Origin of the sequence: Mycobacterium sp. 852002-53434_SCH5985345, assembly GCF_001667155.1 — a bacterium.
Lineage (GTDB): Bacteria > Actinomycetota > Actinomycetes > Mycobacteriales > Mycobacteriaceae > Mycobacterium.
In genome coordinates this window covers 145,831-171,567 of record NZ_LZIE01000028.1, presented here as the reverse complement: position 1 = coordinate 171,567, position 25,737 = coordinate 145,831, and the positions used below count along the sequence as shown (strand labels likewise).

The following is a 25,737-nucleotide window of genomic DNA, read 5'->3' as shown; positions in this document are numbered from 1 at the left end:
TAGCGCAGGCGATAATCGCACCCGTGGACGACACGGGCGCAGGACCAGTACTAATCCTGGGCGGACGCAGCGAGATCGGCATCGAGCTGGCGCGGTTACTGGCGCCCGGGGCGACAGTGGTGCTGGCCGCCCGCAAGGCCGATCAACTCGACGGGCAGGTCGCTGCGCTCAAAGCCGCCGGCGCGACGGCGGTGCACACCGAGGAGTTCGACGCCGACGATCTGGGGTCGCACGGGCCGCTGGTCGCCTCCGTCGTCGCCGATCACGGCCCCATCGCCACGGCCGTGCTGGCGTTCGGAATCCTCGGCGACCAGTCCCGCGCCGAGACTGACGCCGCGCACGCGGTGTCCATCGTGCACACCGATTACGTCGCCCAGGTCAGCATGCTCACCCACTTGGCCACTGCCATGCGCAAAGCCGGCAAAGGCGAACTGGTGGTGTTCTCCTCGATCGCCGGCGCGCGCGTGCGTCGCGCCAACTACGTCTACGGCTCGGCCAAGGCCGGCCTGGACGGCTTCGCCAACGGCCTGGCCGACGCCCTGCATGGCACCGGGGTCAAACTGCTGATCGCCCGTCCGGGCTTCGTGATCGGACGCATGACGCGCGGTATGGATCCGGCGCCGCTGTCCAGCACCCCCGCGCAGGTGGCCAAGGCCACGGCGCGAGCGCTGGCGAAGGGCCGGCGGACCGTATGGATCCCGTGGGCGCTTGGGCCGGCCGCCGCCGTGATGCGGCTGCTGCCGCAGTTCATCTGGCGCAGGATGCCGCGATGATCATCGTGGTCGGCATCGGAGCCGACGGCATGGCTGGGCTCGCTGAAACGTCGTGTCGTGAATTACGAAGGGCCACAGTCATTTACGGGTCCAAGCGGCAACTCGACCTGCTCGACGACACCATCACCGCGCCGCGCCGGCAGTGGCCCTCCCCGATGCTGCCCGCCCTGCAGACCCTGCGAGACCGCCACGCCGAAGACATCCACGTGGTGGCCAGCGGCGACCCGCTCCTGCACGGCATCGGGGGCACGTTGATCCGGCTGTACGGACCGCAACAAGTCAGGGTGTTGCCGCATGTGTCCTCGGTGACGCTGGCCTGCGCGCGGATGGGCTGGAACCTTCACGACACGGAGGTGATCAGTTTGGTCACCGCGCAGCCGCACACCGCGGTTCGCCGCGGCGGCCAGGCCATCGTGCTGTCGAAAAACGCGGCCACACCCCAAGAACTCGCCGCACTCCTCGACGTGCATGGCCGCGGCGACTCCGAGTTCACCGTTCTGGAAAACCTCGGCGGCCCAACGGAACACCGTCGTGACGGCACCGCACGCCACTGGGCAGACAGCGCGTCGGCGGACGTCGACGACCTCAACGTCGTCGCCATCCGCTACCTGCCCGACGATCGCCTGTCGCCGCTGCCAGACGACGCGTTCGCCCACGACGGGCAGATCACCAAGCACGGAATCCGCGCGGTGACGCTCGCGGCGCTGGCCCCACGTCCGGGCGAACGGCTCTGGGACGTCGGTGCGGGCTCGGGCAGCGTCGGCGTCGAGTGGTGTTTGAGTTGGAGCGGTTGTAGCGCGGTCGCATTCGAACGTGACGAACAGCGGCGCCGCAACATCGGTTACAACGCAGCGGCGTTCGGCGTCGACATCGAAGTCCGCGGCGACGCCCCGGGAGCGTTTGACGGGCTCGAGCCACCGGCGGCCATCTTCATCGGCGGCGGCCTCACCCAGCCCGGTCTGCTCGATGCATGCCTCGACCACTTGCGCACCGGTGGTCGCCTCGTCGCCAATGCGGTCACCGCGGAATCCGAAGCGGCTCTGGCGCAGTCATATTCGCGTCTGGGGGGTCGGCTGCGGCGCTTCCAGCACTATCAGGGCGAGCCGCTCGGGGACTTCACCGGATGGCGCCCGCAGATGCCGGTCACCCAGTGGGCGGTGACGACATGACCGTGTATTTCATCGGTGCGGGTCCGGGCGCGGCCGACCTGATCACCGTCCGCGGCCAGCGGCTCCTTCAGCGATGCCCGGTGTGCCTGTATGCGGGTTCGATCATGCCCGACGACCTGTTGGCCCTGTGCGCACCCGGGGCGAAAGTCATTGACACCGGCCCGCTGACGCTGGAGCAGATCATCGCCGAACTGGCCGACGCCGACGCCGACGGCCATGACGTGGCGCGGCTGCACTCCGGTGACCCGTCGCTCTACAGCGCGCTGGCCGAGCAATGCCGCCGGCTCGACGCGCTGGGCATCGACTACGAAATCGTGCCCGGTGTACCGGCGTTCGCCGCGGCGGCGGCCGCGCTCAAGCGCGAGCTAACCGTTCCCGGTGTCGCGCAGACCGTAACCCTGAGCCGGGTCGCCACCCTGTCGACCGCCATGCCGCCCGGTGAAGACCTGATCGCGCTCGCCCAATCCGGCGCCACGCTGGTCCTGCATCTGGCCGCGGCCCAGATCGATGCCATCGTCCCGCAACTCCTTGAAGGCGGCTACCGACCCGAAACACCGGCTGCCGTTGTGGCTTTCGCCAGCTGGCCGCAGCAAGTGGTGCTGCGCGGCACGCTCGCCGACATCGCCGGGCAGATGCGGGGGGCCGGCGTCACCAAGACGGCGGTGATCGTCGTCGGCGACGTGCTGGCCGCCGAGGGATTCACCGACAGCTATCTGTATTCGACTGGGCGATCGCGGGGGAGCGGGCACTGATGCGGGTACTGCTGCTCGGCGGCACGGCCGAAGGGCGTGCGCTGGCGAAGGTCCTGCACCCACGCGTCGACATCGTCAGTTCCCTCGCCGGCCGGGTGCCCGACCCCGCGCTGCCGGTCGGCCCGGTCCGCGTCGGCGGCTTCGGCGGCGTCGACGGGCTACGGCGATGGCTGCTCGATGAACGCGTCGGCGCCGTCATCGATGCAACCCACCCGTTCGCGGCCACCATGACCGCACACGCTGCACAAGCCTGCGCTGAGCTGCAGATCCCGCATCTGGTGCTGGCCCGACCGGCGTGGGATCCCGGCGACGCAATCGTCGTCGACTCGGACACCAAAGCGGCGGAAGCCGTTGCAAAGCATGACTTCTCGCGGGTGTTTCTCACCACGGGACGCTCCGGGACGAGGGCATTCGCGGGCAGCGACGCATGGTTTCTGATCCGGGCGGTCACCGAACCCGACCCCGCGTCGCTGCCGCGCCGCCACCAGTTGGTGCTCTCCCGCGGCCCGTATCGTTACGACGACGAGCTTGCGCTGTTGCGCGAACACCGCATCGACGCCCTGGTCACCAAGAACAGCGGCGGGCAGATGACGCGGGCGAAATTGGATGCCGCTGCGGCACTGGGCATTCCGCTGGTGATGGTGGCGCGCCCGCCGCTACCGGCAGGGGTGACGGCGGTCGGCAGCGTCGACGAAGCCGCGAAATGGCTAGCGGCGCTGCACAACTAGCCCGTCAGGTCGTCGCCCTCGGCGTCGGCGGCCAGCAGCGCGTCGCGGGCGCGCGCGACGCGGGACCGGATGGTGCCCACCGGGCAGCCGCACACCGCGGCGGCGTCGGCGTAGGGCAGCCCGAGCAATTGGGTGAGCAACAAGGCTTCCCGTTGCTCGGGGGTCAGGCTCGCGATCATCGTCGTCACCTCGACCAGGTCTTCGAACCCCCGGGCGTGGCGGTCACCGCGCAGAACGTGTTCCGGGTCGGCCCCGAGGGCGGCGCGCGGCCGCGACTGCACGTGGCGGATGTGGTCGGCCACGACGCGGCGGGCGATGGAAAGCAGCCAGGTCCGCGCGCTCGAGCGCCCGGAGAACCGTTCGATGGCGCCGATCGCGCGCAGGAAGGTTTCCTGGGTGAGGTCGTCGGCGCTGCCCGCGTCCGACAGGTACGTGACGAACCGCCACACGTCTTGCTGGGTGGCTTTGATGAAACTCTCTAGCGCCCGGTCATTCCCACGCGCGGCGGCCAACGCGAGCTCGGTAACGGCCTCGTCATCGCTTGGCGCGATCATGGCGAACCACCTTTGTTTCGCTGGCGGACTGAGTCTACGACGGCCTGTCGTAGGGGCTGCGGTGGGGTCGAGGGCCGCCCGGTTGATGGGCCAGAGGTGACCACGTCGCCGGGCGACCGGGGATTCCGCCGACCAGTCGGCGTCGTCCGCCGTGTCGGAGGCGCGGGCTCGGTCTGATCGGACCCGTTCCCGCGCCACCAGCAGCGCGAACGCGAGGCCCAGCAGCAAGGGCATGTGGCTGGCGATCCGGGTTGCCGTGACGTCGCCCGCGAAGGCGTCGACGATTACGTATCCCAACAGTGCGACGGAATAGACCCCCGTAATCGCCGCCACCCCAATCGCGGTGACGGGCCAGACACCCGCGGCGACCATCGCCAGGCCCAGGGCCAGCAACCACGCGGTGGACTCGTGCATCAGGTGCTCACCGGACATCGCGCCGTGCATGTGGCTAGACACCATCCCGAAATCGATGCCGCTGATCTGGGCGGCGGCGATCGCCACCTGGAACACGCCGACACCGATCAGGCCCCATCGCCGGTAGTGCGAGCGCAGCCAGCGCATCCGGCGCTGGCGCCCGGACGACTCCTCGCCGATGCTCGCCATGATCTTCGTGACCAGGTCGGGCCCGTCGGCCGGCTCGACCGTGGCCAGCCGGCGAGTCTGGGCCGCGGCGCCGATGAGCCAGGAGCGGCAACGTCGGCACGATTCGAGATGGGCGTCGACCTGCTGCGCGAGCACCTGGGGACGTTCGCCGTCCAGTCGAGCCGAAAGCGCCTCACGCACCGCGTCGCACCGCATCCCTGCATCGTTGCGCATGCCCGGTCCGCGCGCAAAGACCAGGGAAATCAGACGGCGGGAACTAAACCGTCCGGCAAACCGACCACTGAACGTCAACAGCCCCGACATTCACCGAAGAGGTATTCGTGTTCGTGCCCGAAGGCCACCGACGATGACCGCCCCGATCTGGATCGCCTTCCCGCCTGAGGTGCACTCGACGTTGCTCAGCAGCGGTCCCGGACCCGGGCCGCTGCTCGCCGCCGCCGCGACATGGTCGGAGATGGGCACTCAATACGGCGAGGCGGCAGACGAACTCACGGCCTTGCTGGGCGCCGTGCAGGGCGGTGCATGGGAGGGCCCCAGCGCCGAACAGTACGTCGCGGCCCACGCCCCGTACCTGGGCTGGCTGCTTGAAAGCTCCGCCAAGAGCGCGACCGCGGCCGCGCTGCACGAGACGGCGGCCGACGCTTACACCGCGGCCCTGGCCGCCATGCCGACGATGCCTGAGCTCGCCGCTAACCATGCGACCCACGCGGCGTTGGTGGCGACGAATTTCTTCGGCATCAACACCATCCCCATCGCCGTGAACGAAGCCGACTATGCGCGCATGTGGGTGCAAGCCGCCGCGACCATGACCACCTACCAGGCCGTCAGTGAATCCGCCCTCGCGGCGGTTCCTGCCACCGCGCCGGCGCCGGCGATCGTCATCCCGGGAGCGGAGGCGAGCGTCGCGAGTCTGCAGGCGGCCGACACCCAGCAGCAGGCGACGCAGACCTATCCGTCCTGGCAGGACCAGCTCACGGCGTGGCTGCAGCAGTACACCAAGAATTTCGCCTGGCCGGTGTCCAAAGACCTCAATCCCGGTGGCTGGCCGTTCCCGCCGATGCCTTTCGTCAACGGTCTCGCCTCCTTCTTCGGTCAGTTGGGTTTCTCGCCGGCCCTCTCCAGCGCGCTCGGCTGGGCGATTTTCCACACGCTGATGATCTTCTGGCCCTTCATGCAGGCCGCGATCCAGATGGCCGTGGTGCTGGCCCCAATGGTCGTCTCCGTCCTGGGCGCCGCCGCGGCAGGGGGAGCGGCGGCGGCGGTCACCGCGGTCAGCGTCGCGGCCCCGCTCTCGGTCGCCCCGCCGCTGCCCGCTTCCGCGCCGGCACCGGCGCCGATGGCGTCCGCGGCGAGTCCGTTCATCAGCACCGCGCCGGCAAGCGTGAGCAACGCTCCGACGATGTCCAGCTCGCCCGCACCGACGGTGGCCTCGCCGGCCGGCGCCGGACCCGTCGGCGGCGGGCCGGGCGCCGGTTTCAGTCCCACGGCCACGGACGGCATCGGCGCGGGCATGTCCGATGCCTTGTACGCGGTGGGACTGTCGGGGCTTGCGGCGCGCGGCAGCGCGAGCGGGCGGGCGCGCCGCAAGTCCGAGGAGCCCGTGCCCGACGACGTCGACGCGCCCGCCGCCGCCGCGGCGGCGGCAGCGGCCAAGAAGAAGGCAAGGGCGCGTCGGCGCCGCGCCGGGACCGCCACGGACCGCGCGTACCGCTACGAATTCATGGACCTCGACGAGGACTCGGGCGTGGAGGGCGAAGACGCGGACACTGTGCGCGACTCGGGTCAGGGCGCGGGACCGCTCGGATTCGCCGGGGCGGCAACGAAATCCGGTGTCACCCAGCCCGCCGGGTTGGCGACGCTGACCCGCGACGGGTTCAGCGATGGCCCCACCGTACCGATGCTGCCCAGCAGCTGGGGCAGCAAGGATTAACCGACCGGATAGCGCCTTGGTGTGAACACCCGGTCGCCGGAATCGCTTGCGTGCCACTGGGTTTGCGAGGAACCGACGATCAGCAGACAGCGCATGTCCACCTCGCCGGGGTCGAGATCGGCCAGCCGCACCACGCGGACGTCCTCGTCGGGCCCAGAAACACTGCGGCCGATCACTACCGGCGTCCCGGGCTCGCGATGTTCCAGCAGCAGGTCGCGCATCGCGCCGACCTGCCAGGTTCGCGTCTTGGACGCCGGGTTGTAGATGGCCAGCACGAGATCGGCGGCGGCCGCGGCGGCCAGGCGCTGCGAGATGATTTCCCACGGCTTGAGCCGGTCGGACAGCGAGATCACCGCGTAGTCGTGGCCTAACGGAGCGCCGACGCGGCTGGCGACGGCCTGTGCGGCCGTCATCGCCGGAATGACCCGGACCCGCACTCCCGGCCACTCTTTGGCCTCTTCGAGCACGGCGGTGGCCATCGCGAAGACTCCCGGATCGCCGGACGACACCACCGCCACGGCCCGCCCTTGCTCGGCCAACGTGCACGCCAGCCGGGCGCGCTCCGGTTCGTCGGTGTTGTCGCTGGGGTGCCGCCGCTGGCCGTCGCGCACCGGGACGCGGTCCAGGTAGCCGCCGTAGCCGATCAGGTCGGTGGCGGTGGCCAGCTCGCGCCGGCTCTGCGGCGTCATCCAGTCGCTGTCGCCGGGCCCCAGACCCACCACCGCGACGGTGCCGGCATGGGGCGACCGCCGTCCGCGGCGCCCACCCGGCAACATGGCCAGCGAGAAGTACGGCACGCCCGCCTCGTCGACGTCGGCGGCGGGCATGATGCGCTGCCCGCCGGTGCTGGCGCGCTCGACGTAATAGGCGTCGTCAAGCTGCCCAGACGCCGAAAGCGCTTCGCGCACAGCATGATACGAACGACCCAGCTTTAGCACCACGGCGGCGTCGGCGTCGGCCAGGCGGCGGGTCAGGTCGGCGACGGGCAGGGTGCCCGGCAACACGGAGAGCACCTCGTCACCGGCCACCAACGGCGTCGCGATGGCCGCCGACGCGGCGCTGACCGACGTCACCCCCGGCACGATGACGGCGTCGAACCGCTGCGTCAGCCGGGTGTGCAAGTGCATGTACGAGCTGTAAAAGAGTGGGTCGCCCTCGGCGAGTAGCGCCACGTTGCGGCCCGCGTCGAGGTGGGCGGCGATACGCGCGGTGGCTTCGGCGTAGAAGTCCTCCAGCGCGCCCGCGTAGCCGCCGGGGTGGTCGGTCACCTCGGTGGTCACCGGGTAAACCAGGTGCTCCTCGATCTGGCCGGGCCGTAAGTATGGTTCGGCGATGCCGCGCGCGATGCTGCGGCCGTGCCGGGCGCTGTGGTAGGCCACCACATCGGCCTCGCCGATCACCCGGGCCGCCTTGACTGTCACCAGTTCCGGGTCACCGGGACCCAGCCCGACTCCCCATAGCGTTCCCCGGGCGGTCATTCGCGGTCGCTCGCGATCGCGTTGACCGCCGCGGCGGCCATGGCGCTGCCGCCGCGGCGGCCCCGCACCACCAGATAGGACATCCCGCGCGGACGGTCGATGAGTTCCTGCTTGGACTGGGCCGACCCGACGAATCCGACCGGGCCGCCAAGCACCCCGGCCGGCGGGGAAACCCCTTCGTCGATCAGCTCGAGCAGCCGGAACAGCGCGGTCGGCGCGTTGCCGATCGCGAGCACGGCGCCCGGCAGCTGGTCGGCCCACAGCTCCACCCCGGCCGCCGATCGAGTGGTGTTCCGGCGCGCGGCCAGCTCGGCGGCGCGCGGATCGGCCACCAGCGACACCACCTCGTTGCCGGCCGGCAGCCGCGCGCCGGTGATGCCGGCCGCCACCATCGACGAATCGCACAGCACGGGGGCGCCGCCGCGCAGGGCGGCACCGACGCGCGCGACGACGTCATCCGTATAGGCGACATGCTCGGCGAGATCGACCTGCCCGCAGGTGTGGATCAATCGGACTACCACCCGCGCGATGTCTTCCGGGAACGGGGTCAGGTCGGCTTCGGCTCGAATAGCCGCGAACGACTGGCGATAGATCTCAGCTGCGTCGCGGATGTAGTCGAGCACCCGATTACCGTAGCTGGCGGTATCCGTCGCCAGTCGCCAGCAGCACCTCACCGGTAAGCGGGCTGCCGCACGCGCGGTCGCAGCCGACGAAGTGGCGATGCACTCCCGCATCCCCGCCCGCCGCCGCGGCCGCGTCGGCCCGCACGTCGGCGAGAGAATGCGTGCACCCTGGGCTGCCGGTGCAGGCGCTGACGTTCAGCCAGGGGGAGTTCTCGTCGAAGACCAGACCCAATGGCGCCAACACCCGCAGCGCGACGTCGGCGACGGCCTCGTCGAGGTCGCACACCAACACCGACCGCCAGGGCGTGATCACCAGCGGGACCTCGATCGCCGCCAGGTATTCGGCGACGCGCGCGGACAGCACCCCCAGCGGCACCGCGGCGCCGAGCGCCACCCGGCCGTCATCCTGGTTGATCCAGCCCACCGGTGGCCTGGTGACCGCGGGAAAGCGGGCGACGCCGAGCTCGACCCCGGGCAGCAGGCTTTCGATATCGTCCAATTCCTTGATGCGCCAAGCGGTTCCGCGCGTAGCCGCGAACCGACCCGCGATGCCGACCAGCGTCTCGACCACCTCGCTGGCCGCCAGCCGGACACCGGTGTCGCGTCCGGTAAGCAGCAGCGCGCAGCCGTCGGGGAACGCGTGCACGCCGACATCGGCGCACAGGCCCGATACGTCGGCGCGCCCGTCGTCGAAACTGAACCAGAATCGGCCGCCCAGCTCGACGAGGCCCGGCTCGGCGCAGATTGCCGCGTCCAGCTTGGCCACCCACGGCCGCGCATCGAGATTCCCGCCGGCGCGCCCCGACAACGGCGACGCGACGATATTGCGGACCCGCTCGTGGGTGTCCGAGGGCAAGAGCCCGGCGTGGGCTATCGCCTCGGCGGCCGCCGCCACATCGGTGATGCCCCGCACCTGCACGTTGCCGCGAGCGGTGAGCTCCAGCGTCGACGAGCCATACGCGCTCGACACGTGTGCCAGCGCCGCCAGCTGATCGGCCGTCAGCATGCCGCCGGGCAGCCGGATCCGCGCCAGGGCACCGTCGGCCGCCCGGTGCACCTGTAGCGCACCCGGGCAGGCGTCGGTGTCGCGGGCTCTGGCCATGTGCCCACGGTACCGAGGGGTCCCGATCTCGCGCCGAACGTGCACTCACGGCGAGATTTCGGCGGTTTTTCGCCCTGAGTGCACGTTCGAGATTGAAGCCTCGCCGACCTGGGCACCCTCGTGCCCGTGCAGACAGTGGAGTACGCACCAACACGTTTCGCGGATGTCTACGGCGACTCGACCCGGCCCACCGTCCTGTTGTGGCACGGCATGCAGACCGACGCCCGCGCCGCATTCGGCCCTCTGGCCGGCATGCTTGCCGACCGCGGCGCGGCGGTGGTTGCGCCGGACTGGAACTCGCACGCCGACGACGGCGGGCGCGGGGATCTGCTGCGATCGCTCGACTTCGCCCGCAACTTCGCCGACGCCCCCGACAACATCGTCCTCGTCGGGTGGTCGATGGGAGGTGTCGCCGCGGCGGCCCTGACGCTGCGGGGCGACGCGCAATTGGCGCACACCGTGTGCCTGGCGGGCGCATTCATGGTCCCCGACCCGATCTTCGGTCGGCGCGTCGACGACGACCTGTCGGCCGGCCCTGTCGGCGCACCGTTCATGTTGCTGCACGGCCTGGCTGATGACGTGGTTCCCGTGACGGCCAGCAGGGAGTTCGCCGAAAGCCTGCAACGGGTCGGGTGGCCGGTCGAGTTGGTGGAGCTGGCGGCCGACCACGGCTCTATCGCCGGCGCCGACTACGACCCGGTCGCCGACCGCTATGAGCCCGGCACCAGCGACGAGGCATTGCGGGTGGCCGGAGAGGTCGCCGCCCGCATCGCGGCGACGCTGCTGTACGAATGAGGGGTGGCTGAGCCGACCGTCCTGCTGCTGTCGACATCCGATACGGACCTGATCAGCGCCCGTGCCAGCGGCAAGAACTATCGGTGGGCCAACCCGTCACGCCTGGACGAGAGCGAGCTCCCGGCGCTGCTGGTCGACGCCTCGATCGTGGTGGTCCGGATCCTCGGCGGTTACCGCGCCTGGCAGAGCGGCATCGACGCGGTCATCGCCAGCGGGGTGCCGACGGTGTTGGTCAGCGGCGAGCAGGCTGCGGACGCAGAATTGACCGGCCTGTCCACGCTGGCCGCCGGCATCGCGGTGCAGGCGCACATCTACCTGGCGCACGGCGGCGTGGAAAACCTGCGCCAGCTGCACGCCTTCCTGTCCGACACCGTGCTGATGACGGGTTTCGGGTTCAGCCCGCCGGTGGTCACGCCGACCTGGGGCGAGCTGGAGCGGGCCGCGGGCGACGGCGACGGCGACGGTCCCACGATCGCCGTGCTGTACTACCGCGCGCAGCAACTGGCCGGCAACACCGGCTACGTCGAGGCGCTGTGCCGGGCCATCGAGGACGCCGGCGGGCGCCCGATGCCGGTTTACTGCGCATCGCTGCGCACCGCCGAACCCGAACTGCTGCAACGGCTGGGCGACGCCGACGCCATGGTGGTCACGGTGCTGGCCGCCGGGGGACTGAAGCCGGCCGCGGTGTCGGCCGGCGGCGACGACGACAGCTGGAACGTCGAACACCTTGCGGCCCTGGACATTCCGATCCTGCAGGGACTCTGCCTGACCAGCTCCCGCGCACAGTGGAGCGAAAACGACGACGGGCTCAGCCCACTCGACGTCGCCACCCAGGTGGCGGTGCCCGAGTTCGACGGCCGCATCATCACCGTCCCGTTCTCCTTCAAAGAGATCGACGACGACGGGCTGATCTCCTATGTCGCCGACCCGGAGCGATGCGCGCGGGTCGCAGGCCTGGCCGTCCGGCATGCGCGGCTGCGCGACGTCGCCCCGGCCGACAAGCGGGTGGCCCTGGTGTTTTCGGCCTACCCCACCAAGCACGCGCGGATCGGCAACGCGGTCGGCCTGGACACGCCCGCCAGTGCGGTCGCGCTGCTGCGGGCCATGCGCGAGCGTGGGTACCAGGTGGGTGAACTGCCCGGGGTCGATGCCAACGACGGGGACGCGCTGATCCACGCCTTGATCGAGCGTGGCGGCCAGGACCCCGACTGGCTCACCGAAGGGCAGCTCGCCGGCAACCCGATCCGGTTGTCCGCCAAGGATTATCGCGATTGGTTCGCCACCCTGCCCGCCGCGCTGACGGACGCGGTGACACAGCATTGGGGCCCGCCGCCCGGCGACCTGTTCGTGGACCGTACCGGCGACCCCAACGGTGAAATCGTCATCGCCGCAATGCAAGCGGGCAACCTGGTGCTGATGGTGCAGCCGCCCCGCGGCTTCGGGGAGAACCCGGTGGCGATCTACCACGACCCGGACCTGCCGCCCAGCCACCACTATCTGGCCGCCTATCACTGGCTGGACACCGGATTCGGCTCGCACGCCGTGGTGCACCTGGGCAAGCACGGTAACCTGGAATGGCTACCCGGCAAGACACTGGGCATGTCGGCGGCCTGCGGGTCCGATGCCGCGTTGGGCAACCTGCCCCTGATCTACCCCTTCCTGGTCAACGACCCAGGAGAGGGCACCCAGGCCAAGCGACGGGCGCACGCGGTGCTCGTCGACCACCTCATCCCGCCGATGGCGCGTGCCGAAACCTACGGCGACATCGCCCGTTTGGAACAGCTGCTCGACGAGCACGCGAACGTCGCCGCGCTGGACCCCGGCAAGCTGCCCGCCATCCGCCAGCAGATCTGGACGCTGATCCGGGCCGCCAAAATGGACCACGATCTCGGGCTGACCGAGCGGCCCCCGGAGGACTCGTTCGACGACATGCTGCTGCATGTCGACGGCTGGCTCTGCGAGATCAAGGACGTCCAGATCCGCGACGGCCTGCACATCCTGGGCCAAAAGCCCTCCGGGGAAGTCGAACTCGACCTCGTGCTGGCAATACTGCGGGCCCGCCAACTGTTCGGTGGCGAGCAGACCCTCCCCGGGTTGCGGCAGGCACTGGGCCTCGCGGAGGACGGCACCGACGAACGCACCTCGGTCGACCAGGCCGAAGCCACGGCGCGCGAACTCGTTGCCGAGCTGCAGGCCAGCGGCTGGGATCCCGAAGCCGCCGAACGCATCACCGAGGAGACCGAGGTGGCGGCCGTGTTGCGGTTCGCGGCCACCGAGGTGGTGCCCCGGCTCGCCGGAACGGCCGCCGAGATCGAGCAGGTGCTCAACGCGTTGGACGGCCGGTTCATCCCGGCCGGCCCCTCCGGCTCCCCGTTGCGCGGCCTGATCAACGTGCTGCCCACCGGCCGCAACTTCTACTCCGTCGATCCCAAGGCGGTTCCGTCGCGGCTGGCCTGGGAAGCCGGTGTGGCCCTGGCGGATTCGTTGCTGAGTCGCTACCGCAACGACCACGGGCGATGGCCGCAATCGGTGGGACTCTCGGTGTGGGGCACCTCGGCGATGCGCACCTCCGGCGACGACATCGCCGAAGTGCTTGCGCTGCTGGGTGTCCGACCGGTCTGGGACGACGCGTCGCGTCGAGTCGTCGACCTGACGCCGATCCCACTGGCGGAGCTGGGCCGGCCCCGCATCGACGTAACCGTGCGGATCTCCGGGTTCTTCCGGGACGCCTTCCCGCACGTCGTGACGATGCTCGACGACGCGGTACAGCTGGCCGCCGGTCTTGAAGAGCCCGCCGACGACAACTACGTCCGCGCGCACGCACAGGCCGACCTAGCCCAGCACGGCGATCAACGTCGCTCCACCACAAGAATTTTCGGATCCAAGCCGGGCACCTACGGCGCCGGGCTGCTGCAGCTGATCGACAGCCGCAACTGGCGCGACGACGCCGACCTGGCGCAGGTGTACACGGCGTGGGGAGGGTTCGCCTACGGCCGCAACCTGGACGGCCGCGAGGCGGTCGACGACATGAACCGCCAATACCGTCGGATCGCCGTGGCCGCCAAGAACACCGACACCCGCGAACACGACATCGCCGACTCCGACGACTACTTCCAGTACCACGGCGGCATGGTGGCCACGGTCCGCGCGCTGACGGGGCAGGCGCCCGCCGCTTATATCGGCGACAACACCAGACCGGACGCGATCCGCACCCGCACGCTGTCCGAGGAGACCACCCGGGTGTTCCGGGCCCGCGTCATCAATCCGCGCTGGATGGCCGCGATGCGGCGGCATGGTTATAAGGGCGCGTTCGAAATGGCGGCGACCGTTGACTACCTGTTCGGCTACGACGCCACCGCCGGGGTGATGGCCGACTGGATGTACGAGCAGCTCACCGAGAGTTACGTGCTGGATCCCGAGAACCGAAAGTTCATGGCCGAGTCCAACCCGTGGGCGCTGCACGGCATGGCCGAACGCCTGCTGGAGGCAGCCGGCCGCGGTATGTGGGAACAGCCGCAACCGGAGACCCTCGACGGGCTGCGGCAGGCGCTGCTGGAGACCGAGGGTGACCTCGAGGGCTGACGCTCAGTCAGGAGTTTGCGCGAGTCGGCAGCGAGGTGACCGGGACCGGCGGCAGCGGTGTCGTCGGCAATGTCCACCCATGCCACCTTCACCAAGAACGGCCTGCCGAAGCCGACGCCAATCTGCGTCGCCACCGAACGTGCGGTTGGCCGCACCTTCGGCATCGAACGTGCGGCTGGCCGCACACTCGGCACGGCTGAAACCTCAGATGAAGTCCGATCCGCCGTCGACGTTGACGGTGGCCCCGGTGACATAGCCGTTTCGCCGCGACACGAGGTAGGCGGTAATCGAGGCGACCTCTTCGGGAAGTCCGGCGCGGCCGAGATCGCAGGGCTGGTGAAAGTTGTTGTCGATCCAGCTCATGACGTCGACCGGGTCGGTGGCGTCGAGGCCCTCGGCGGCAAGGATGTCTTTGAGCGCCTCGGTGAAGCTGGCCGTCACGATCGTCCCAGGACATATGCAGTTGACTAGAATGCCGTCCTTGGCAAGGCTTTTCGACAAGTTCTTGGTGACGCTGGCAAGTGCCGCCTTCGACGCCGTATAGGCGACGATGCGCGGGTTCTGGCGCTGAATCGAATGTGCGGCCAGCGTCACGATGCGGGCCCAATCCGCGGTCCGCAGCAGCGGCAACGATGCTCGGATCGATCTGACGCCCGACATGGTGCCGAGCGCAAACGCCTCGTCCCACTCCGCGTCGTCCATCTGCTCGAAATAGCCGTCGCCGGGTCCAATGGTGTGGACCAGACAATTCAGTCGACCCCAACGCTCCGAGATCGTCGCAAAGGCATCACTGATGGACTGGGCATCAGCCATGTCGACGCTGATTCCCACGGCGTCCGGGGCGCCGGCCGCGCGCAGTGCTGTGACCGCGGTGTCGAGCGCACCGCGGCCCCTGGCCATCACGGCCACGCTGGCTCCCTCGGCCGCAAGGGTTTCGGCAATGGCCAGACCCATCCCTTTGCTCCCGCCGGTGACCACGGCGGTCGACCCCACGAAACCGAGATCCATCATCGACTCCTTCGCTACGAGTTTTTGGAGCAAATCCGCTCGATCGCTTCCGCCGTCACGCCCAGCCCGCTCAGGCAGAAGCGCACACTGCGCCGGCGGAGATCGTCGCGGTCACAATCGCCGGCCGCCCACTGTTGGTGAATGCCCGCCCAGACCACCCCGTGAATGAATTGGGCGTCGGTCGCCGGATCGATGTGGTGAAACATTCCGTTGTCCATGCCGCGCTGAAGTGTGTCGCTGAGTGGTTCGAGGATCTCGGCGTATGCGGGCCGAACGAGAATGGGGGAGGCGAACATCTGGGATTGAGCCTCCATCGACAGGCGGCGCAAGTCAGCACCGATGGTTTCGTCGAACGCCAGGTCGAGTCGGCCGTCAATCCACGCCGCCACCGCCTCGATGTCCGTGGTGGCACGGCTCATTCGGCGCCGTAGGCGCCGTTTCTCGACGCGCGCGTTCTCCAGGAAGACGGCGGCAATCAATTCGTCTTTGGAGGCGAAATGCCGATAGAACGCGCGTGTGCTCAATCCTGCCCGTTCCAGCACGGCGGTGATACCGAGCCCGCGAACTCCATCCTCGCGCAAAGCGATCGACGCGGCCTGCAGGATCTCGCGGCGTACGGCCGGGTCGGGGCCCAGCTTGTCGCGTCGCCGCGTGCGGGGAGCGGTCATGTCGTCAGCCGGTCGCATCGTAGCTGGCGAGGTAGTCGGCGAACCGTTCGCGAACGCCGTCGGGTGTCAAGCCGTAGTCGGTCAGCTCATAGTCATGCGCGCCACGGGAGCCGGGTCTGTGCCCTTTGGCCCATTGCTCTACGGAAGCCATCGTGGCGTCGGTGAAGCTCAAACCCAAGGCCTCGTAGCTGGTTCGCAGGGTGCGCACGGGATCGGTCTGCAGATCGGCGAACGAGACGTCTGCGAATCGGTCGTCACCGGCGCGGCCGCGGAAATCCATTGCCCGCCGGACGGCTTCAACCCAGCTGTTGACTTGTTCGGCACCGAGTTCGTTAGCGTCGTTGCGGTCGCTGCTCCAGCTGCGCACGTACTGAATGAGGCTGCATACCGACCCCATCACCTTCGCCGGGTCACGGTGGCTCCAAAGGAATTTCGCGTTCGGGTAGGCCTCGACGAGCGCGTCGAGTGCGAACATGTGCACGGGCGTCTTGAGGTGCCATAGCACCGGCGGACAATGCCATTGCAACAGCTTGAGCACTCGCCGGTGAAAGGTGTAGGTCCCGCGCATGTCGCAGTCCATCAACCACGCGAGATAACCGGGCGCGCGAACGGCGCCGTCGAAGTGAAAGGTGCGAAAGCTCATTCCCATCAGGTCCTGGCATTCGGTCGGTGCCGTTGGCTCGGAGTTGTACAGCGTCTTCATGAGCGGGAACATGTCATCGAGCATCTTCAGGCCGGCCTCGGCCTGTGCGATCCGCGGATCGGTGTGTTGGGTCGCGGCCTCCGGCGGCGGGGTGGGGGCTTGCGATTCCCACATCCGTAGCGACCGGAATTGCGGGTCGGCGGCCACCAGCTGACTCAAAGCGGTGGTCCCGGTGCGGGGTAACCCGATCACGAATACGGGGCCGTCGACCACCTCGTCGTCGAGCTCGGGGTGGCGGGCGTAGGTGTCCTCGATCTTGAGGCGCTGAATCAAGGCGTTACTGATGGTGGCGTGCTGGATGATCCGGCCCATGTCGTTGAGGTCGGCCTCGGTGTTCAGCGCATCGACGATGCGTTCGAGCCCCTCGCGATAGTAGGGCGAACCGAAATCCTCGAGACCCGTTGCGGCGCGGGCGCCGTCTTCCAACTTGTCGGCATCGAACATCATTGTGCAAACCTCTTGTGCACGGCTTGGCGACGCGCCGCGAGGACGGACCGGCGCTCTTCTGGAGTGACTTTTGCGGTATTCGGAGGTAACTCCGAATCAATCTCGCCGAAGGGCACGACGCGGGTGGTCGGCGTCGGCGCCGTCTCGGTGCGCACACAGCGCAGGATGATCGGGCCGTTGCTGTGGCCGGCGGTGTCGAGCCAATTGGCGACGCCCGGATCGTCAGAGCACAGCACCAAGCGCACGATGCCATCGTCGTCCACTACGGCCTGATGGGCATTGAGGCTGGACTGGTGGCGCCCGTAATGGATCGTCTCCCACCACGGATTGCCGATGGAGAAGCTCCAGTAAATACCTTGGGGCGGCTTCACTTCCACGATGAGCGCCTCATTCGGGCCCAGCTCCCACCGGCCGATTACCGGCCTGTTCTCCGCCGCCGCACCTATATCTGTGCGGTCGATCGGCGGCAGGAATCCGTTGGGCGGTGCCGCGGCGCCGAATTGCAGGAAGAACGCCAGATTGTCGCCGACGAAGTCACCGAGCGCAGTGATCTGCCGCGACACCACCATGTCCGGATCAACTGATGGGCCGTCGGTTTGCACCGCGTCGCCGATTCGCTCGATGCGCAGCGACGAGGCCACCTCGGTGTCCCAGTCGTAGAAGAAGTGCCGCACCGTCAACGTGGGATGGTCTCCCTCGATGCGCATCCAATTGCCTGGTCGGTCATCGGCTGACAGCACGACCTCGAAGTTGCCATCCGCATCCACGTCGAGCTCATCCACCAGTTCGTTCGCTGTCGCGGCGACGCCGTTCATTGTCTGCAGCCCGACGTACCTCGCGGTCCCTCGATTCCCGAACAGCCGATAACTCTCGCCGCCGCGCAACACCGCACGGGTGTAGAGGCAGTCGGGGCACTCCATGCCCCAGGTCACCAGGTCGTCAGTGCTGGTACGGCGCACGCTCAGAACCGGGTGCGGATCGAACCGCAGCACCTCGTCGATTCCGGCGGCAAGCAACACCAACAGATGCCGGATGCCGGCAGCGACGTCGATTCGGTTTCGACTTGCCGGGTCGGATTCGACGGTCTGTGCGGCTGCCCGTAGCCGGACCAGCAGATGGGACCACGCCTGAGAAAGGTCTACATTGCCGACTTCTTCCGACAACGCCGCCTCTGCGATTGAGAACGGCAGCCACGCCAGCGGTGTTCTCGGCTCGCTCACGTTCTCCGCTTCCGTCGTGCCGGCAGTCTTAACTGAAAATAATATTTTCGGTTAAGGGTGCCATGACTATCGCAGTGACCGCTCACGATGTCAATGACGGGTCGTGCAGCGTAGGTTGTTACCGTGACGCCCGCATTCGCCGATCTCGCCAAGGCGCAGTACATCCTGTTGACCACCTTCACCAAAGACGGCAAGGCCAAGCCGACGCCGATTTGGGCGGCCGCCGACCAAGACCGGCTCCTGGTCATCACTCAGGAAAAGTCCTGGAAGGTCAAGCGGATTCGCAACACTCCGAGGGTCACGCTGGCCACCTGCACCATGCAGGGCCGCCCGACCAGTGAGGCCGTCGAAGGCACCGCCGCGATACTGGACAAGTCGCAAACCGCCGTGGTGTACGACGCGATCGGAAAGCGTTACGGCATCGTCGGCAAGGTGTTCAATCTCTTCAGCAAGCTGCGCGGCGGCATGGAGAACAATGTCGGTCTCGAGCTGAGGGTGGCGCAGGCCTAGGGCGCCTCATGGGCACCGTTCTCGTTCCGATCCCGGACCGCGATTTCGACCCGACCGAGGTCGCCGTCAGCTGGCGCGTCTTGATCCGCAACGGTCATCGGGTGGTGTTCGCCACCGAAAGCGGATCGCCCGGTGCGGCGGACGACATCATGGTGAGCGGCCGCGGTTTGGACGTGTGGTCCGCCCTGCCGGTGCTGGGCGCCATCCCGGCGGTCGGGCTGATGCTGCGCGCGAACAAGGACGCGCGTAGCGCATACCGGGACATGTTGGCGTCAAACGAGTTTCAGCACCCAATCGCGTGGGCGCAAGCCGGTCTCGACGGAGTCGACGCCCTGCTGCTGCCCGGCGGGCATCGCGCCCGCGGCATGCGCAGCTATGTCGACAGCGACGTCCTGCACCGGCTCGTCGTCGACGCCTTCAAGCGGGGGGGTCGTCGTCGCCGCCATATGTCACGGCGTGCTCCTAGCCGCGCGCAGCGTCGACCCCGCGACGGGTCATTCGGTGCTCTACGGACACAAGACCACCGCGTTGACATGGGCGATGGAGGGCCTGGCGTGGCGATTGACGCGGTTCACCCGATTCTGGGATCGAAACTACTACCGCACCTACACCGAGCAGCCCGGCCAGCCCCGCGGCTACATGTCCGTGCAGTCGGAAGTGACTCGCGCACTTGAAAATCCGACGGATTTCTGCGACGTCGTGCGCGGTTCGCCGGGCTGGCGGCGCAAATCCTCCGGGATGTCACGCGACACCGCGACCGACTCCCGGCCTGCGTTCGTCGTCGACGACGGCAGCTACGTGTCGGCGCGTTGGCCGGGAGATACGCACACGTTCGCGACGGTTTTGTCGCGAAAGCTGGTGTGACGCAATTACGTCGTCGCGCCCGATGCCAAATGTTCGCCGAAGAACGCGAAGACCCGGCGCCAGGCGTCCTCGGTGGCGTCCGCGTCGTAGCCGAAACCGGTAATCCGCAGTAGTGGCTGGGCGGGCAGTTCGTTGGCGAAGCTGTGGCCGACACCGGGGTAGACCTTCACGTCGGCGGTGATGTTCTTGTCGGCGATGGTCTCGCGCAGCTTCTCGGGCGCGCCCCGTCCCAGCGGGTCACGGGCGCCGAAGCTGGCCACTATGGGGCACGCCCCATCGAGCGTCCTGTCGAGGTTGCGGGGCAGGGGAGCGCCGTAGAACGGCGCCGAGGCGCCGAAACCCTTGGGCGACATGACCAAAGCGAACTGGCCGCCCATGCAGAAACCCGCGATGCCGACCTGACCGGAACATTCGGGCATGGCTTTCACGTGGTCGCGGGCCGCGAGGATGTCGTCCAGGGCACGGCCGCGCTGTGTCTGCAGCTCCTTCATCACCCGGGTGATGCAGCGGATGCGGCCGCCCCGCGCGTACATGTTCGGGGTGATCGCCACGTAGCCGGCCTGCGCGATGCGCTTGTTCGTCGACTCCTTGTCCCTGCCGTATCCGAACGCGTCGTGAATCACGACCACGCCGGGCCACGGGCCTTCACCGCTGGGAAGGTCCAGCAGCGCGTCGATCGGTCCGGCGGGCGTGTCGATCTCAATCGTGGTCATAGCGTCATCTAACTGCAATCGCCCCGGACACCACCATGGGAACTTCGACGCAGTTGGCGGACGTTGGCTGTACATGCTGTCACGGCTGTTTCTCGTCTACGCCGCCGTCGAGCTGGCGGCGACCATCGCCCTGGTTGCGACGATCGGTTGGGGTTGGACGCTGCTGGCGCTGGCGGGCACCTTCCTGCTCGGATGGAGCCTTCTGGTGCCGGTGATGGGCTCGCACCTGGCCCGTCAGATCGGGCACCTGCGCTCCGGCCTGGCCGAACCGCGCACCGCGGTGCGAGACGGGACGTTGGTCACGCTGGCCACCCTGCTGGTCCTGGTGCCCGGACTGGTCACCACGGCCCTGGGGCTCCTGCTGCTGATGCGGCCCGTCCGCGCTGCGGTCGGCCCCGGTCTGGCCGCGGTCGCGATGCGTGGCCTACGACGGCGGGTGCCGCTGTTCGCCGACACGACGTTGTTCGCCGCAGGCGTGCGTCAGCGCGGCGGTGCTGCGGCGGACGACTACATCGACGGCGAGGTCGTGGACGTCCACGACATCAGGCCGCCCGCCCTACCGAACGAGCCGGTGCGGGGCGGATACCCGGGCCGGCCCGCCTGGGACTAACCACCGGCCCGCCACCACACGTAGTTTTGCCCTGTGAGCGACACGTTGCTGGTCAACGGCCGGGTGCACAGCCCGACCCATCCAGACGCCACCGCCATGGCGGTGCGCGACGGCGTGGTCGCCTGGCTGGGCAGCGATGACGTCGGCCGCAGCACGTTTCCGGGCGCGGACGTCGAGGACTTGAACGGCGGTTTCGTGGCGCCCGGCTTCGTGGACAGCCACATTCATCTGACCGCGACGGGCCTGACGCTCAGCGGGCTCGATCTACGCGCGGCGAGCTCGCGCGCGCAGTGCATCCAGATGCTCGCCGAGTACGCGGCAGCCCACCCCGGCCGTCCGGTGTGGGGGCATGGCTGGGACGAGACGTCGTGGCCCGAGAACTCCCCGCCGAGCACCGCCGACCTCGATGCCGTCCTCGGCGACCGCGCCGCCTACCTGTCCCGGGTCGACGTGCACTCGGCGCTCGCCTCGACGGGGTTGCGCCGGCTGGTCGCGGACCTACCGGCGGCGGTCGGCTTCGCCGCCGACCGGCCGCTTACCGGCGACGCCCACCACTTGGTCCGCGCCCTAGCCCGCGGCCTGTTGACGCCCGAGCAGCTGGCCGAGGCCCGCGCGGCCGCCCTGCGGGCCGCCGCGGCGGCCGGCATCGTCGCGGCGCACGAATGCGCGGGGCCCGAGATCGGCGGGCTGGACGACTGGCTGCGGCTGCGTTCCCTCGTTGCGGGTGTTCGAGGCGTCGAGGTGACCGGCTACTGGGGCGAGGCGGTGACCACGCCCGCACGGGCGCGCGCGCTCATCGAGGAGACCGGAGCCCGCGGGCTGGCCGGCGATCTCTTCGTGGACGGCGCGCTCGGGTCGCGCACCGCCTGGCTGCACGCGCCGTACGCCGACGCCGAGGACCGGCTCGGCACCTGCTACCTGGACCCCGACGCCATCGAGGCGCACGTGCGGGCGTGCACCGAGGCGACGGTGACCGCGGGCTTCCATGTCATCGGCGACGCCGCCGTCTCCGCGGTGGTCACTGCCTTCGAGCGGGTCGTCGCGCAACTCGGAGCCGTCGCCGTCGCCCGGTGCGGGCACCGCCTGGAGCACGTCGAAATGGTCACCGCCGAGCAGGCCGCCCAGCTGGGGCACTGGGGCGTCATCGCCAGCGTGCAGCCCAACTTCGATGCGTTGTGGGGTGGCCCCGAGGGCATGTACGCGCGCCGCCTCGGCGCCGAACGAGGCAGTCGGCTCAATCCGTTAGCGCTGTTAGCATCCCAAGGCGTGCCCCTCGCGCTTGGTTCCGACGCACCGGTAACAGGCCTCGACCCCTGGGCGAGCGTGCGCGCGGCGGTCAACCATTGGACCCCTGGCAGCGCGGTCTCCGCGCGCGCCGCGTTCGCCGCAGCAACCCGTGGTGGCTGGCGGGCCGCAGGCGTCCACGACGGCAAGATGGGGACACTGGTGCCCGGTGCGCCGGCCTCCTACGCCGTGTGGGACGCCGGGCCCCTCGACGTCCACGCACCTCGCGACGCCGTGCAGCGCTGGTCGACCGACCCGCGCGCCCGGGTGCCGGCCTTACCGCGCCTGGGCCCGAACGACGCCCTGCCGCGGTGCCGGCGAACGGTGCATCGGGGCGCTGTCATCCATGGCTGAGGACTGGCCCGGCCGAAAGGACCGCGCTGAGGAAGCCGCTGAGGCCGACCCGACGGACGATGATCTTGCGGCGCGCCCCGATACCGAACCGGCCAGTGGCGACGCGGCTTCGGAGCGCGATGACAAGCCCGAAGAAGATGTCGACCCCTCGGAACCCGGCGCGCCACCGCTGACGAGCCGCATCGCGGCCGCGGCACGCCGGGTGGGCGCCGGAGCGCTCGCGCGGCTGCCTGCCGTCCGGGCCGCGATGCTGCCGCGGCTGACCCGCTTGGCCTGCGCCATAGCCGGCGGTGTCCTGCTCTTCACCAGCTTCCCGTCGCTGAACTGGTGGTGGGGCGCGGTCGTCGCGGCAGCGCTGCTGGCCTGGGTGCTCAAGCATCCGGCGACGACGCCGGCGGGCGGTTTGGGCTACGGGTTCATTTTCGGGCTGGCGTTCTATCTGCCGCTGCTGCCCTGGATCAGCATGCTCGTCGGTGCCGTGCCCTGGATGGTGCTGGCCATGACGTGTTCGCTGTTTCCCGCCCTCTTCGGCCTTGGCGCCGTGCTCGTGCGGCAGCTGCCGGGCTGGCCGGTGTGGTTCGCGCTGGTGTGGACGGCCCAGGAGTGGCTGAAATCGATCGTCCCGTTCGGCGGCTTCCCATGGGGGTCGGTGGCATTCGGCCAGGCGCAGGGCCCCTTCTTGCCGTTGGTCCAGCTCGGCGGCGCCGCGTTGCTCTCGATGGCGATCGTGCTGGTGGGGTTCAGCGCGACCGCCATCGAGCTGGAGATCGTGAAGTGGTTGCACGCCGGTAAGCGGGCGCACCGCGGCGCCGACGCATCGGCGAACGCCGGTGCGGAACCGCCCGCGGTGGTGCTGCCGGGCGTCTGCATCTGCCTCGTGCTGTTCGCGTCCGTCGTCGTCTGGCCGCAGGTTCGGCACGCCGGCACAGGATCGGGCGGCGAACCGTCGGTCACCGTCGCGGTGGTGCAGGGGAATGTGCCGCGGCTGGGTCTCGACTTCAACGCGCAACGTCGGGCCGTGCTCGACAACCATGTCCGCGAGACCCTGCGGCTGGCGGAGGACGTGCGAGCGGGACAGGCGCCGCAACCCCAATTCGTCATTTGGCCAGAGGACTCCTCGGACATCGATCCACTGGTCAATGTCGACGCCGCGCTGGTGATATCGCAGGCCGCGACCGCGATCGGCGCACCGATCCTGATCGGCACCGTGTCGGAACTGCCCGGCAGCCCGCCGGAGAATCCGCAGTACACCAACACCATGATCGTGTGGAACCCGTCGACCGGACCGGCCGACCGGCACGACAAGGAAATCGTGCAGCCCTTCGGCGAATACCTGCCAATGCCGTGGTTGTTCAGCCATCTCTCCTCGTACGCCAACCGCGCCGGGAACATGGTGCCCCGGCCGGGCACGGACGTCGTGCACATCGCCGGGGTGCCGGTCGGGGTGGCCACGTGCTGGGAAGTGATCTTCAACCGCGTCCCGCGCAAAGCGGCCCTCAACGGTGCCCAGTTGCTCGCCGTGCCGAGCAACAACGCCACCTTCAACAAGACGATGAGCGAACAGCAGCTGGGATTCGCCAAGGTGCGCGCCGTTGAGCATGACCGATACGTGGTGGTCGCGGGCACCACCGGGATCAGCGCGGTGATCGCGCCGGACGGCGCCGAGCTGGTTCGCACCGACTTCTTTCAGCCCGATTACCTGGACATCCAGGTGCGCCTGAAGACGAAACTGACACCGGCGACACGTTGGGGTCCCATCCTGCAATGGCTCCTGGTCGCGGCGGCCGGAGCGGCAATCCTGGCCGGGATACGGCACAATAGATTGTTCCCGCGTCCGATTCGTCGGAGGTCCGAGCCCCCGGACGAATCCCCGAACGCCGGTACGCCCCCGGGCGAAACCCCGCCTGACGAGGGCGGCGACCAGGCGCCGCCGGAGGACGGCGGTGACTACACTCCGCTCCACGAGGGGGGCGAACGACCATCGCGACACATCGGGCGACACAGAGGAGCTACATGACCACCGGCCAGCCGGCGCCCCGGAACCCGGGGAATCGTCCCAGCGAGCGCGTCCTGGTGATCATCCCGACCTACAACGAGCGGGAGAACCTGCCGGTGATCCACCGGCGGCTGAAGGACGCCTGCCCGCACGTGCACCTAATCATCGTCGACGACAGCAGCCCCGACGGCACCGGCGATCTCGCCGAGGAACTGGCCGCCGCCGATGCGGGTCGCACCCACGTGATGCACCGCACCGCCAAGGACGGCCTGGGCGCGGCGTACCTGGCGGGCTTCGCCTGGGGTCTGAGCCGCGACTACTCGGTGCTGGTGGAGATGGATGCCGACGGCAGCCACGCGCCCGAGCAGCTCCACCGTCTGCTGGACGCGGTCGACGCCGGAGCCGACCTGGCCATCGGATCCCGCTACGTCGAGGGCGGGTCGGTGCGAAATTGGCCGTGGCGGCGCTGGGCGCTGTCGTGGACGGCCAACACCTATGCGCGGCTTGCCCTGGGAATCGGCGTCCATGACATCACCGCCGGCTACCGCGCCTACCGCCGAGAGGTCCTCGAGGCGATCGGCCTCGAGGCGGTGGACTCCAAGGGCTACTGCTTCCAGATCGACCTGACCTGGCGCACCGTGTGCAACGGGTTCGTCATCGTCGAGGTGCCGATCACCTTCACCGAGCGTGAACTCGGCGTCTCCAAGATGAGCGGATCCAACATCCGCGAGGCGCTGATGAAGGTCACCCGATGGGGCATAGAGGGCCGCAAGGCCCGCGCCGGCACCCAGCGCGCCGACAACCGCAGCTAAAGCGGTCGGGGGTCAGCCGCGGCGGCGTGACCGGATGATTTCGAGCCGCTCCTTGAGCAGCTCTTCGAGCTCCTCGACCGAACGGCGCTCCAGCAGCATGTCCCAGTGCGTACGCGGCGGCTTGACCTTCTTCGGCTCGGGCAGGTCGCCGTCGATCAGCGTGCCGTCCAGGCCGTTCTTGCAGGGCCAGGTGCCGGGAATCTCGGCGTCGTCGGCGAACGGAACCTCGAATTCCTCGCCGTTGTCCGTGCGGTACCGCGCGATCTGACGCGGCGCCAGGTCGTGGTTGCGGTCGGTCTCGTAGCTCACGGCTCCGAGGCGGCTGCCCCTAAGGACGCGATCAGCCATGTTGCTACTCCTCTAGGTCTTTTGAATTTTCGGGCTGCTGTAATGCAATTCTGTCCGCTTGGCAAACGTTGCGGCGGTCCGTGTAGTTCCCCGGTCGGCGGGGCGGCGTAC

At 69.0% G+C, this 25,737-nt stretch carries 21 protein-coding genes and 3 pseudogenes; 13 read left to right on the top strand and 11 right to left on the bottom strand.

The genetic code is table 11. From position 1 onward, the window contains the following. The first annotated feature begins 23 nt into the window (after positions 1-23). The 4 genes from A5756_RS06280 to A5756_RS06265 are packed head-to-tail and all read left to right on the top strand — an operon-like array spanning position 24 to position 3,422. Entirely contained in the window at positions 24-773 is a 750-nt protein-coding gene (locus tag A5756_RS06280) for an SDR family NAD(P)-dependent oxidoreductase (protein WP_066949033.1), read from the top strand. Further along, the gene (locus A5756_RS06275) at positions 770-1,942 is read left to right on the top strand and encodes a bifunctional cobalt-precorrin-7 (C(5))-methyltransferase/cobalt-precorrin-6B (C(15))-methyltransferase (RefSeq protein WP_066949027.1); all 1,173 of its coding nucleotides are present in this window, start codon (positions 770-772) and stop codon (positions 1,940-1,942) included. The genes A5756_RS06280 and A5756_RS06275 overlap by 4 nt, the downstream gene beginning before the upstream one ends. Further along, the gene (gene cobM / locus A5756_RS06270; RefSeq protein ID WP_066949157.1) at positions 1,939-2,694 is read left to right on the top strand and encodes a precorrin-4 C(11)-methyltransferase; all 756 of its coding nucleotides are present in this window, start codon (positions 1,939-1,941) and stop codon (positions 2,692-2,694) included. The genes A5756_RS06275 and cobM overlap by 4 nt, the downstream gene beginning before the upstream one ends. Further along, positions 2,691-3,422: a cobalt-precorrin-6A reductase gene (locus A5756_RS06265; protein WP_197505743.1), complete on the top strand. Its 732-nt coding sequence runs from the start codon at positions 2,691-2,693 to the stop codon at positions 3,420-3,422. The genes cobM and A5756_RS06265 overlap by 4 nt, the downstream gene beginning before the upstream one ends. Here A5756_RS06265 and sigC read toward each other — a convergent pair. Both sigC and A5756_RS26390 read right to left on the bottom strand, forming a co-directional pair. Further along, on the bottom strand, positions 3,419-3,976 hold the full coding sequence (gene sigC, locus A5756_RS26395; protein WP_232005328.1) for an RNA polymerase sigma factor SigC: 558 nt from the start codon (positions 3,974-3,976) through the stop codon (positions 3,419-3,421). The two genes, A5756_RS06265 and sigC, sit on opposite strands and share 4 nt — an antisense overlap. A gap of 171 nt (positions 3,977-4,147) precedes the next feature. Then, positions 4,148-4,774: pseudogene (locus tag A5756_RS26390) on the bottom strand (DUF2275 domain-containing protein); the annotation flags it as partial. 151 nt (positions 4,775-4,925) lie between these two features. Between A5756_RS26390 and A5756_RS06255 the strand changes: the two are divergent. Then, positions 4,926-6,509, top strand: coding sequence for a PPE family protein (locus A5756_RS06255; protein WP_066949020.1), 1,584 nt, complete (start codon positions 4,926-4,928; stop codon positions 6,507-6,509). Here the strand turns inward: A5756_RS06255 and A5756_RS06250 are convergent. Genes A5756_RS06250 through cobG form a run of 3 tightly spaced genes read right to left on the bottom strand, consistent with a single transcriptional unit; the run spans position 6,506 to position 9,712 of the window. Further along, a complete protein-coding gene (locus A5756_RS06250) occupies positions 6,506-7,987 on the bottom strand; it encodes a precorrin-2 C(20)-methyltransferase (protein ID WP_066949015.1) in 1,482 nt (493 codons plus the stop codon). The genes A5756_RS06255 and A5756_RS06250 overlap by 4 nt on opposite strands. Then, entirely contained in the window at positions 7,984-8,610 is a 627-nt protein-coding gene (locus A5756_RS06245) for a precorrin-8X methylmutase (protein WP_066949011.1), read from the bottom strand. Before A5756_RS06245 ends, A5756_RS06250 begins: the two co-directional genes overlap by 4 nt. Before the next feature lie 4 nt (positions 8,611-8,614). Continuing rightward, positions 8,615-9,712 carry a precorrin-3B synthase gene (cobG, locus tag A5756_RS06240; RefSeq protein WP_066949008.1) on the bottom strand — a complete coding sequence of 366 codons (1,098 nt, stop codon included), beginning with the start codon at positions 9,710-9,712 and terminating at the stop codon, positions 8,615-8,617. Positions 9,713-9,838: 126 nt separating this feature from the next. Here cobG and A5756_RS06235 point away from each other — a divergent pair, with 126 nt between their 5' ends. Beyond that, on the top strand, positions 9,839-10,507 hold the full coding sequence (locus A5756_RS06235; protein ID WP_066949155.1) for an alpha/beta hydrolase: 669 nt from the start codon (positions 9,839-9,841) through the stop codon (positions 10,505-10,507). A 3-nt stretch (positions 10,508-10,510) separates the two neighbouring features. Continuing rightward, positions 10,511-14,089, top strand: a complete 3,579-nt coding sequence (gene cobN / locus A5756_RS06230; protein ID WP_066949006.1) for a cobaltochelatase subunit CobN — start codon at positions 10,511-10,513, stop codon at positions 14,087-14,089. A gap of 204 nt (positions 14,090-14,293) precedes the next feature. On the opposite strand, the gene A5756_RS06225 is transcribed toward cobN, so the two are convergent. From A5756_RS06225 to A5756_RS06210, 4 genes are read right to left on the bottom strand one after another with little or no spacing between them, the layout of a single operon-like run. After that, positions 14,294-15,097 carry an SDR family NAD(P)-dependent oxidoreductase gene (locus A5756_RS06225; RefSeq protein ID WP_066949004.1) on the bottom strand — a complete coding sequence of 268 codons (804 nt, stop codon included), beginning with the start codon at positions 15,095-15,097 and terminating at the stop codon, positions 14,294-14,296. 14 nt (positions 15,098-15,111) lie between these two features. Next, positions 15,112-15,765, bottom strand: a complete 654-nt coding sequence (locus tag A5756_RS06220; protein WP_066949154.1) for a TetR/AcrR family transcriptional regulator — start codon at positions 15,763-15,765, stop codon at positions 15,112-15,114. Positions 15,766-15,769: 4 nt separating this feature from the next. Further along, positions 15,770-16,915, bottom strand: a complete 1,146-nt coding sequence (locus tag A5756_RS06215; RefSeq protein WP_066948994.1) for a sulfotransferase — start codon at positions 16,913-16,915, stop codon at positions 15,770-15,772. Next, on the bottom strand, positions 16,912-18,135 hold the full coding sequence (locus A5756_RS06210; protein WP_197505318.1) for a DUF1214 domain-containing protein: 1,224 nt from the start codon (positions 18,133-18,135) through the stop codon (positions 16,912-16,914). The genes A5756_RS06215 and A5756_RS06210 overlap by 4 nt, the downstream gene beginning before the upstream one ends. 123 nt (positions 18,136-18,258) lie before the next feature. Between A5756_RS06210 and A5756_RS06205 the strand changes: the two genes are divergently transcribed. The 3 genes and pseudogenes from A5756_RS06205 to A5756_RS26380 all read left to right on the top strand — a co-directional run bounded on the left by A5756_RS06205 (position 18,259) and on the right by A5756_RS26380 (position 19,509). After that, positions 18,259-18,645 (top strand): PPOX class F420-dependent oxidoreductase, encoded by a 387-nt coding sequence (locus A5756_RS06205; RefSeq protein WP_066948991.1) that lies wholly within the window; start codon positions 18,259-18,261, stop codon positions 18,643-18,645. 8 nt (positions 18,646-18,653) lie between these two features. Next, positions 18,654-19,010 (top strand): annotated as a pseudogene (locus A5756_RS26385) (type 1 glutamine amidotransferase domain-containing protein); the annotation flags it as partial. A 91-nt stretch (positions 19,011-19,101) separates the two neighbouring features. After that, on the top strand, positions 19,102-19,509 hold the full coding sequence (locus A5756_RS26380; protein WP_232005330.1) for a hypothetical protein: 408 nt from the start codon (positions 19,102-19,104) through the stop codon (positions 19,507-19,509). A gap of 5 nt (positions 19,510-19,514) precedes the next feature. Here the strand turns inward: A5756_RS26380 and A5756_RS06195 are convergent, their stop codons facing one another. Beyond that, on the bottom strand, positions 19,515-20,222 hold the full coding sequence (locus tag A5756_RS06195) for a dienelactone hydrolase family protein (RefSeq protein WP_066948983.1): 708 nt from the start codon (positions 20,220-20,222) through the stop codon (positions 19,515-19,517). A 73-nt stretch (positions 20,223-20,295) separates the two neighbouring features. On the opposite strand from A5756_RS06195, the gene A5756_RS06190 reads away from it, so the two are divergent. From A5756_RS06190 to lnt, 3 genes and pseudogenes are all read left to right on the top strand, one after another. Continuing rightward, a complete protein-coding gene (locus A5756_RS06190; protein WP_066948975.1) occupies positions 20,296-20,832 on the top strand; it encodes an FxsA family protein in 537 nt (178 codons plus the stop codon). 96 nt (positions 20,833-20,928) lie between these two features. After that, entirely contained in the window at positions 20,929-22,470 is a 1,542-nt protein-coding gene (locus A5756_RS06185; protein ID WP_066949148.1) for an amidohydrolase, read from the top strand. Between the two features lie 247 nt (positions 22,471-22,717). Then, positions 22,718-25,316 (top strand): annotated as a pseudogene (gene lnt, locus A5756_RS06180) (apolipoprotein N-acyltransferase). Here the strand turns inward: lnt and A5756_RS06170 are convergent. Continuing rightward, entirely contained in the window at positions 25,291-25,626 is a 336-nt protein-coding gene (locus A5756_RS06170; RefSeq protein WP_066948966.1) for an RNA polymerase-binding protein RbpA, read from the bottom strand. The pseudogene lnt and the gene A5756_RS06170 overlap by 26 nt on opposite strands. Positions 25,627-25,737: the final 111 nt, after the last annotated feature.

Excerpts from the sequence above, each read along its gene's own strand:
- A5756_RS06215 (WP_066948994.1), bottom strand. The coding sequence starts at position 16,915 with ATGATGTTCGATGCCGACAAGTTGGAAGACGGCGCCCGCGCCGCAACG.
- cobM (WP_066949157.1), top strand. The coding sequence starts at position 1,939 with ATGACCGTGTATTTCATCGGTGCGGGTCCGGGCGCGGCCGACCTGATC.
- A5756_RS06250 (WP_066949015.1), bottom strand. The coding sequence starts at position 7,987 with ATGACCGCCCGGGGAACGCTATGGGGAGTCGGGCTGGGTCCCGGTGAC.
- A5756_RS06185 (WP_066949148.1), top strand. The coding sequence starts at position 20,929 with ATGGCGGTGCGCGACGGCGTGGTCGCCTGGCTGGGCAGCGATGACGTC.
- A5756_RS06190 (WP_066948975.1), top strand. The coding sequence starts at position 20,296 with ATGCTGTCACGGCTGTTTCTCGTCTACGCCGCCGTCGAGCTGGCGGCG.
- A5756_RS06170 (WP_066948966.1), bottom strand. The coding sequence starts at position 25,626 with ATGGCTGATCGCGTCCTTAGGGGCAGCCGCCTCGGAGCCGTGAGCTAC.
- A5756_RS06220 (WP_066949154.1), bottom strand. The coding sequence starts at position 15,765 with ATGACCGCTCCCCGCACGCGGCGACGCGACAAGCTGGGCCCCGACCCG.
- sigC (WP_232005328.1), bottom strand. The coding sequence starts at position 3,976 with ATGATCGCGCCAAGCGATGACGAGGCCGTTACCGAGCTCGCGTTGGCC.
- cobG (WP_066949008.1), bottom strand. The coding sequence starts at position 9,712 with ATGGCCAGAGCCCGCGACACCGACGCCTGCCCGGGTGCGCTACAGGTG.
- A5756_RS06275 (WP_066949027.1), top strand. The coding sequence starts at position 770 with ATGATCATCGTGGTCGGCATCGGAGCCGACGGCATGGCTGGGCTCGCT.
- A5756_RS06225 (WP_066949004.1), bottom strand. The coding sequence starts at position 15,097 with ATGGATCTCGGTTTCGTGGGGTCGACCGCCGTGGTCACCGGCGGGAGC.
- A5756_RS06255 (WP_066949020.1), top strand. The coding sequence starts at position 4,926 with ATGACCGCCCCGATCTGGATCGCCTTCCCGCCTGAGGTGCACTCGACG.
- A5756_RS06195 (WP_066948983.1), bottom strand. The coding sequence starts at position 20,222 with ATGACCACGATTGAGATCGACACGCCCGCCGGACCGATCGACGCGCTG.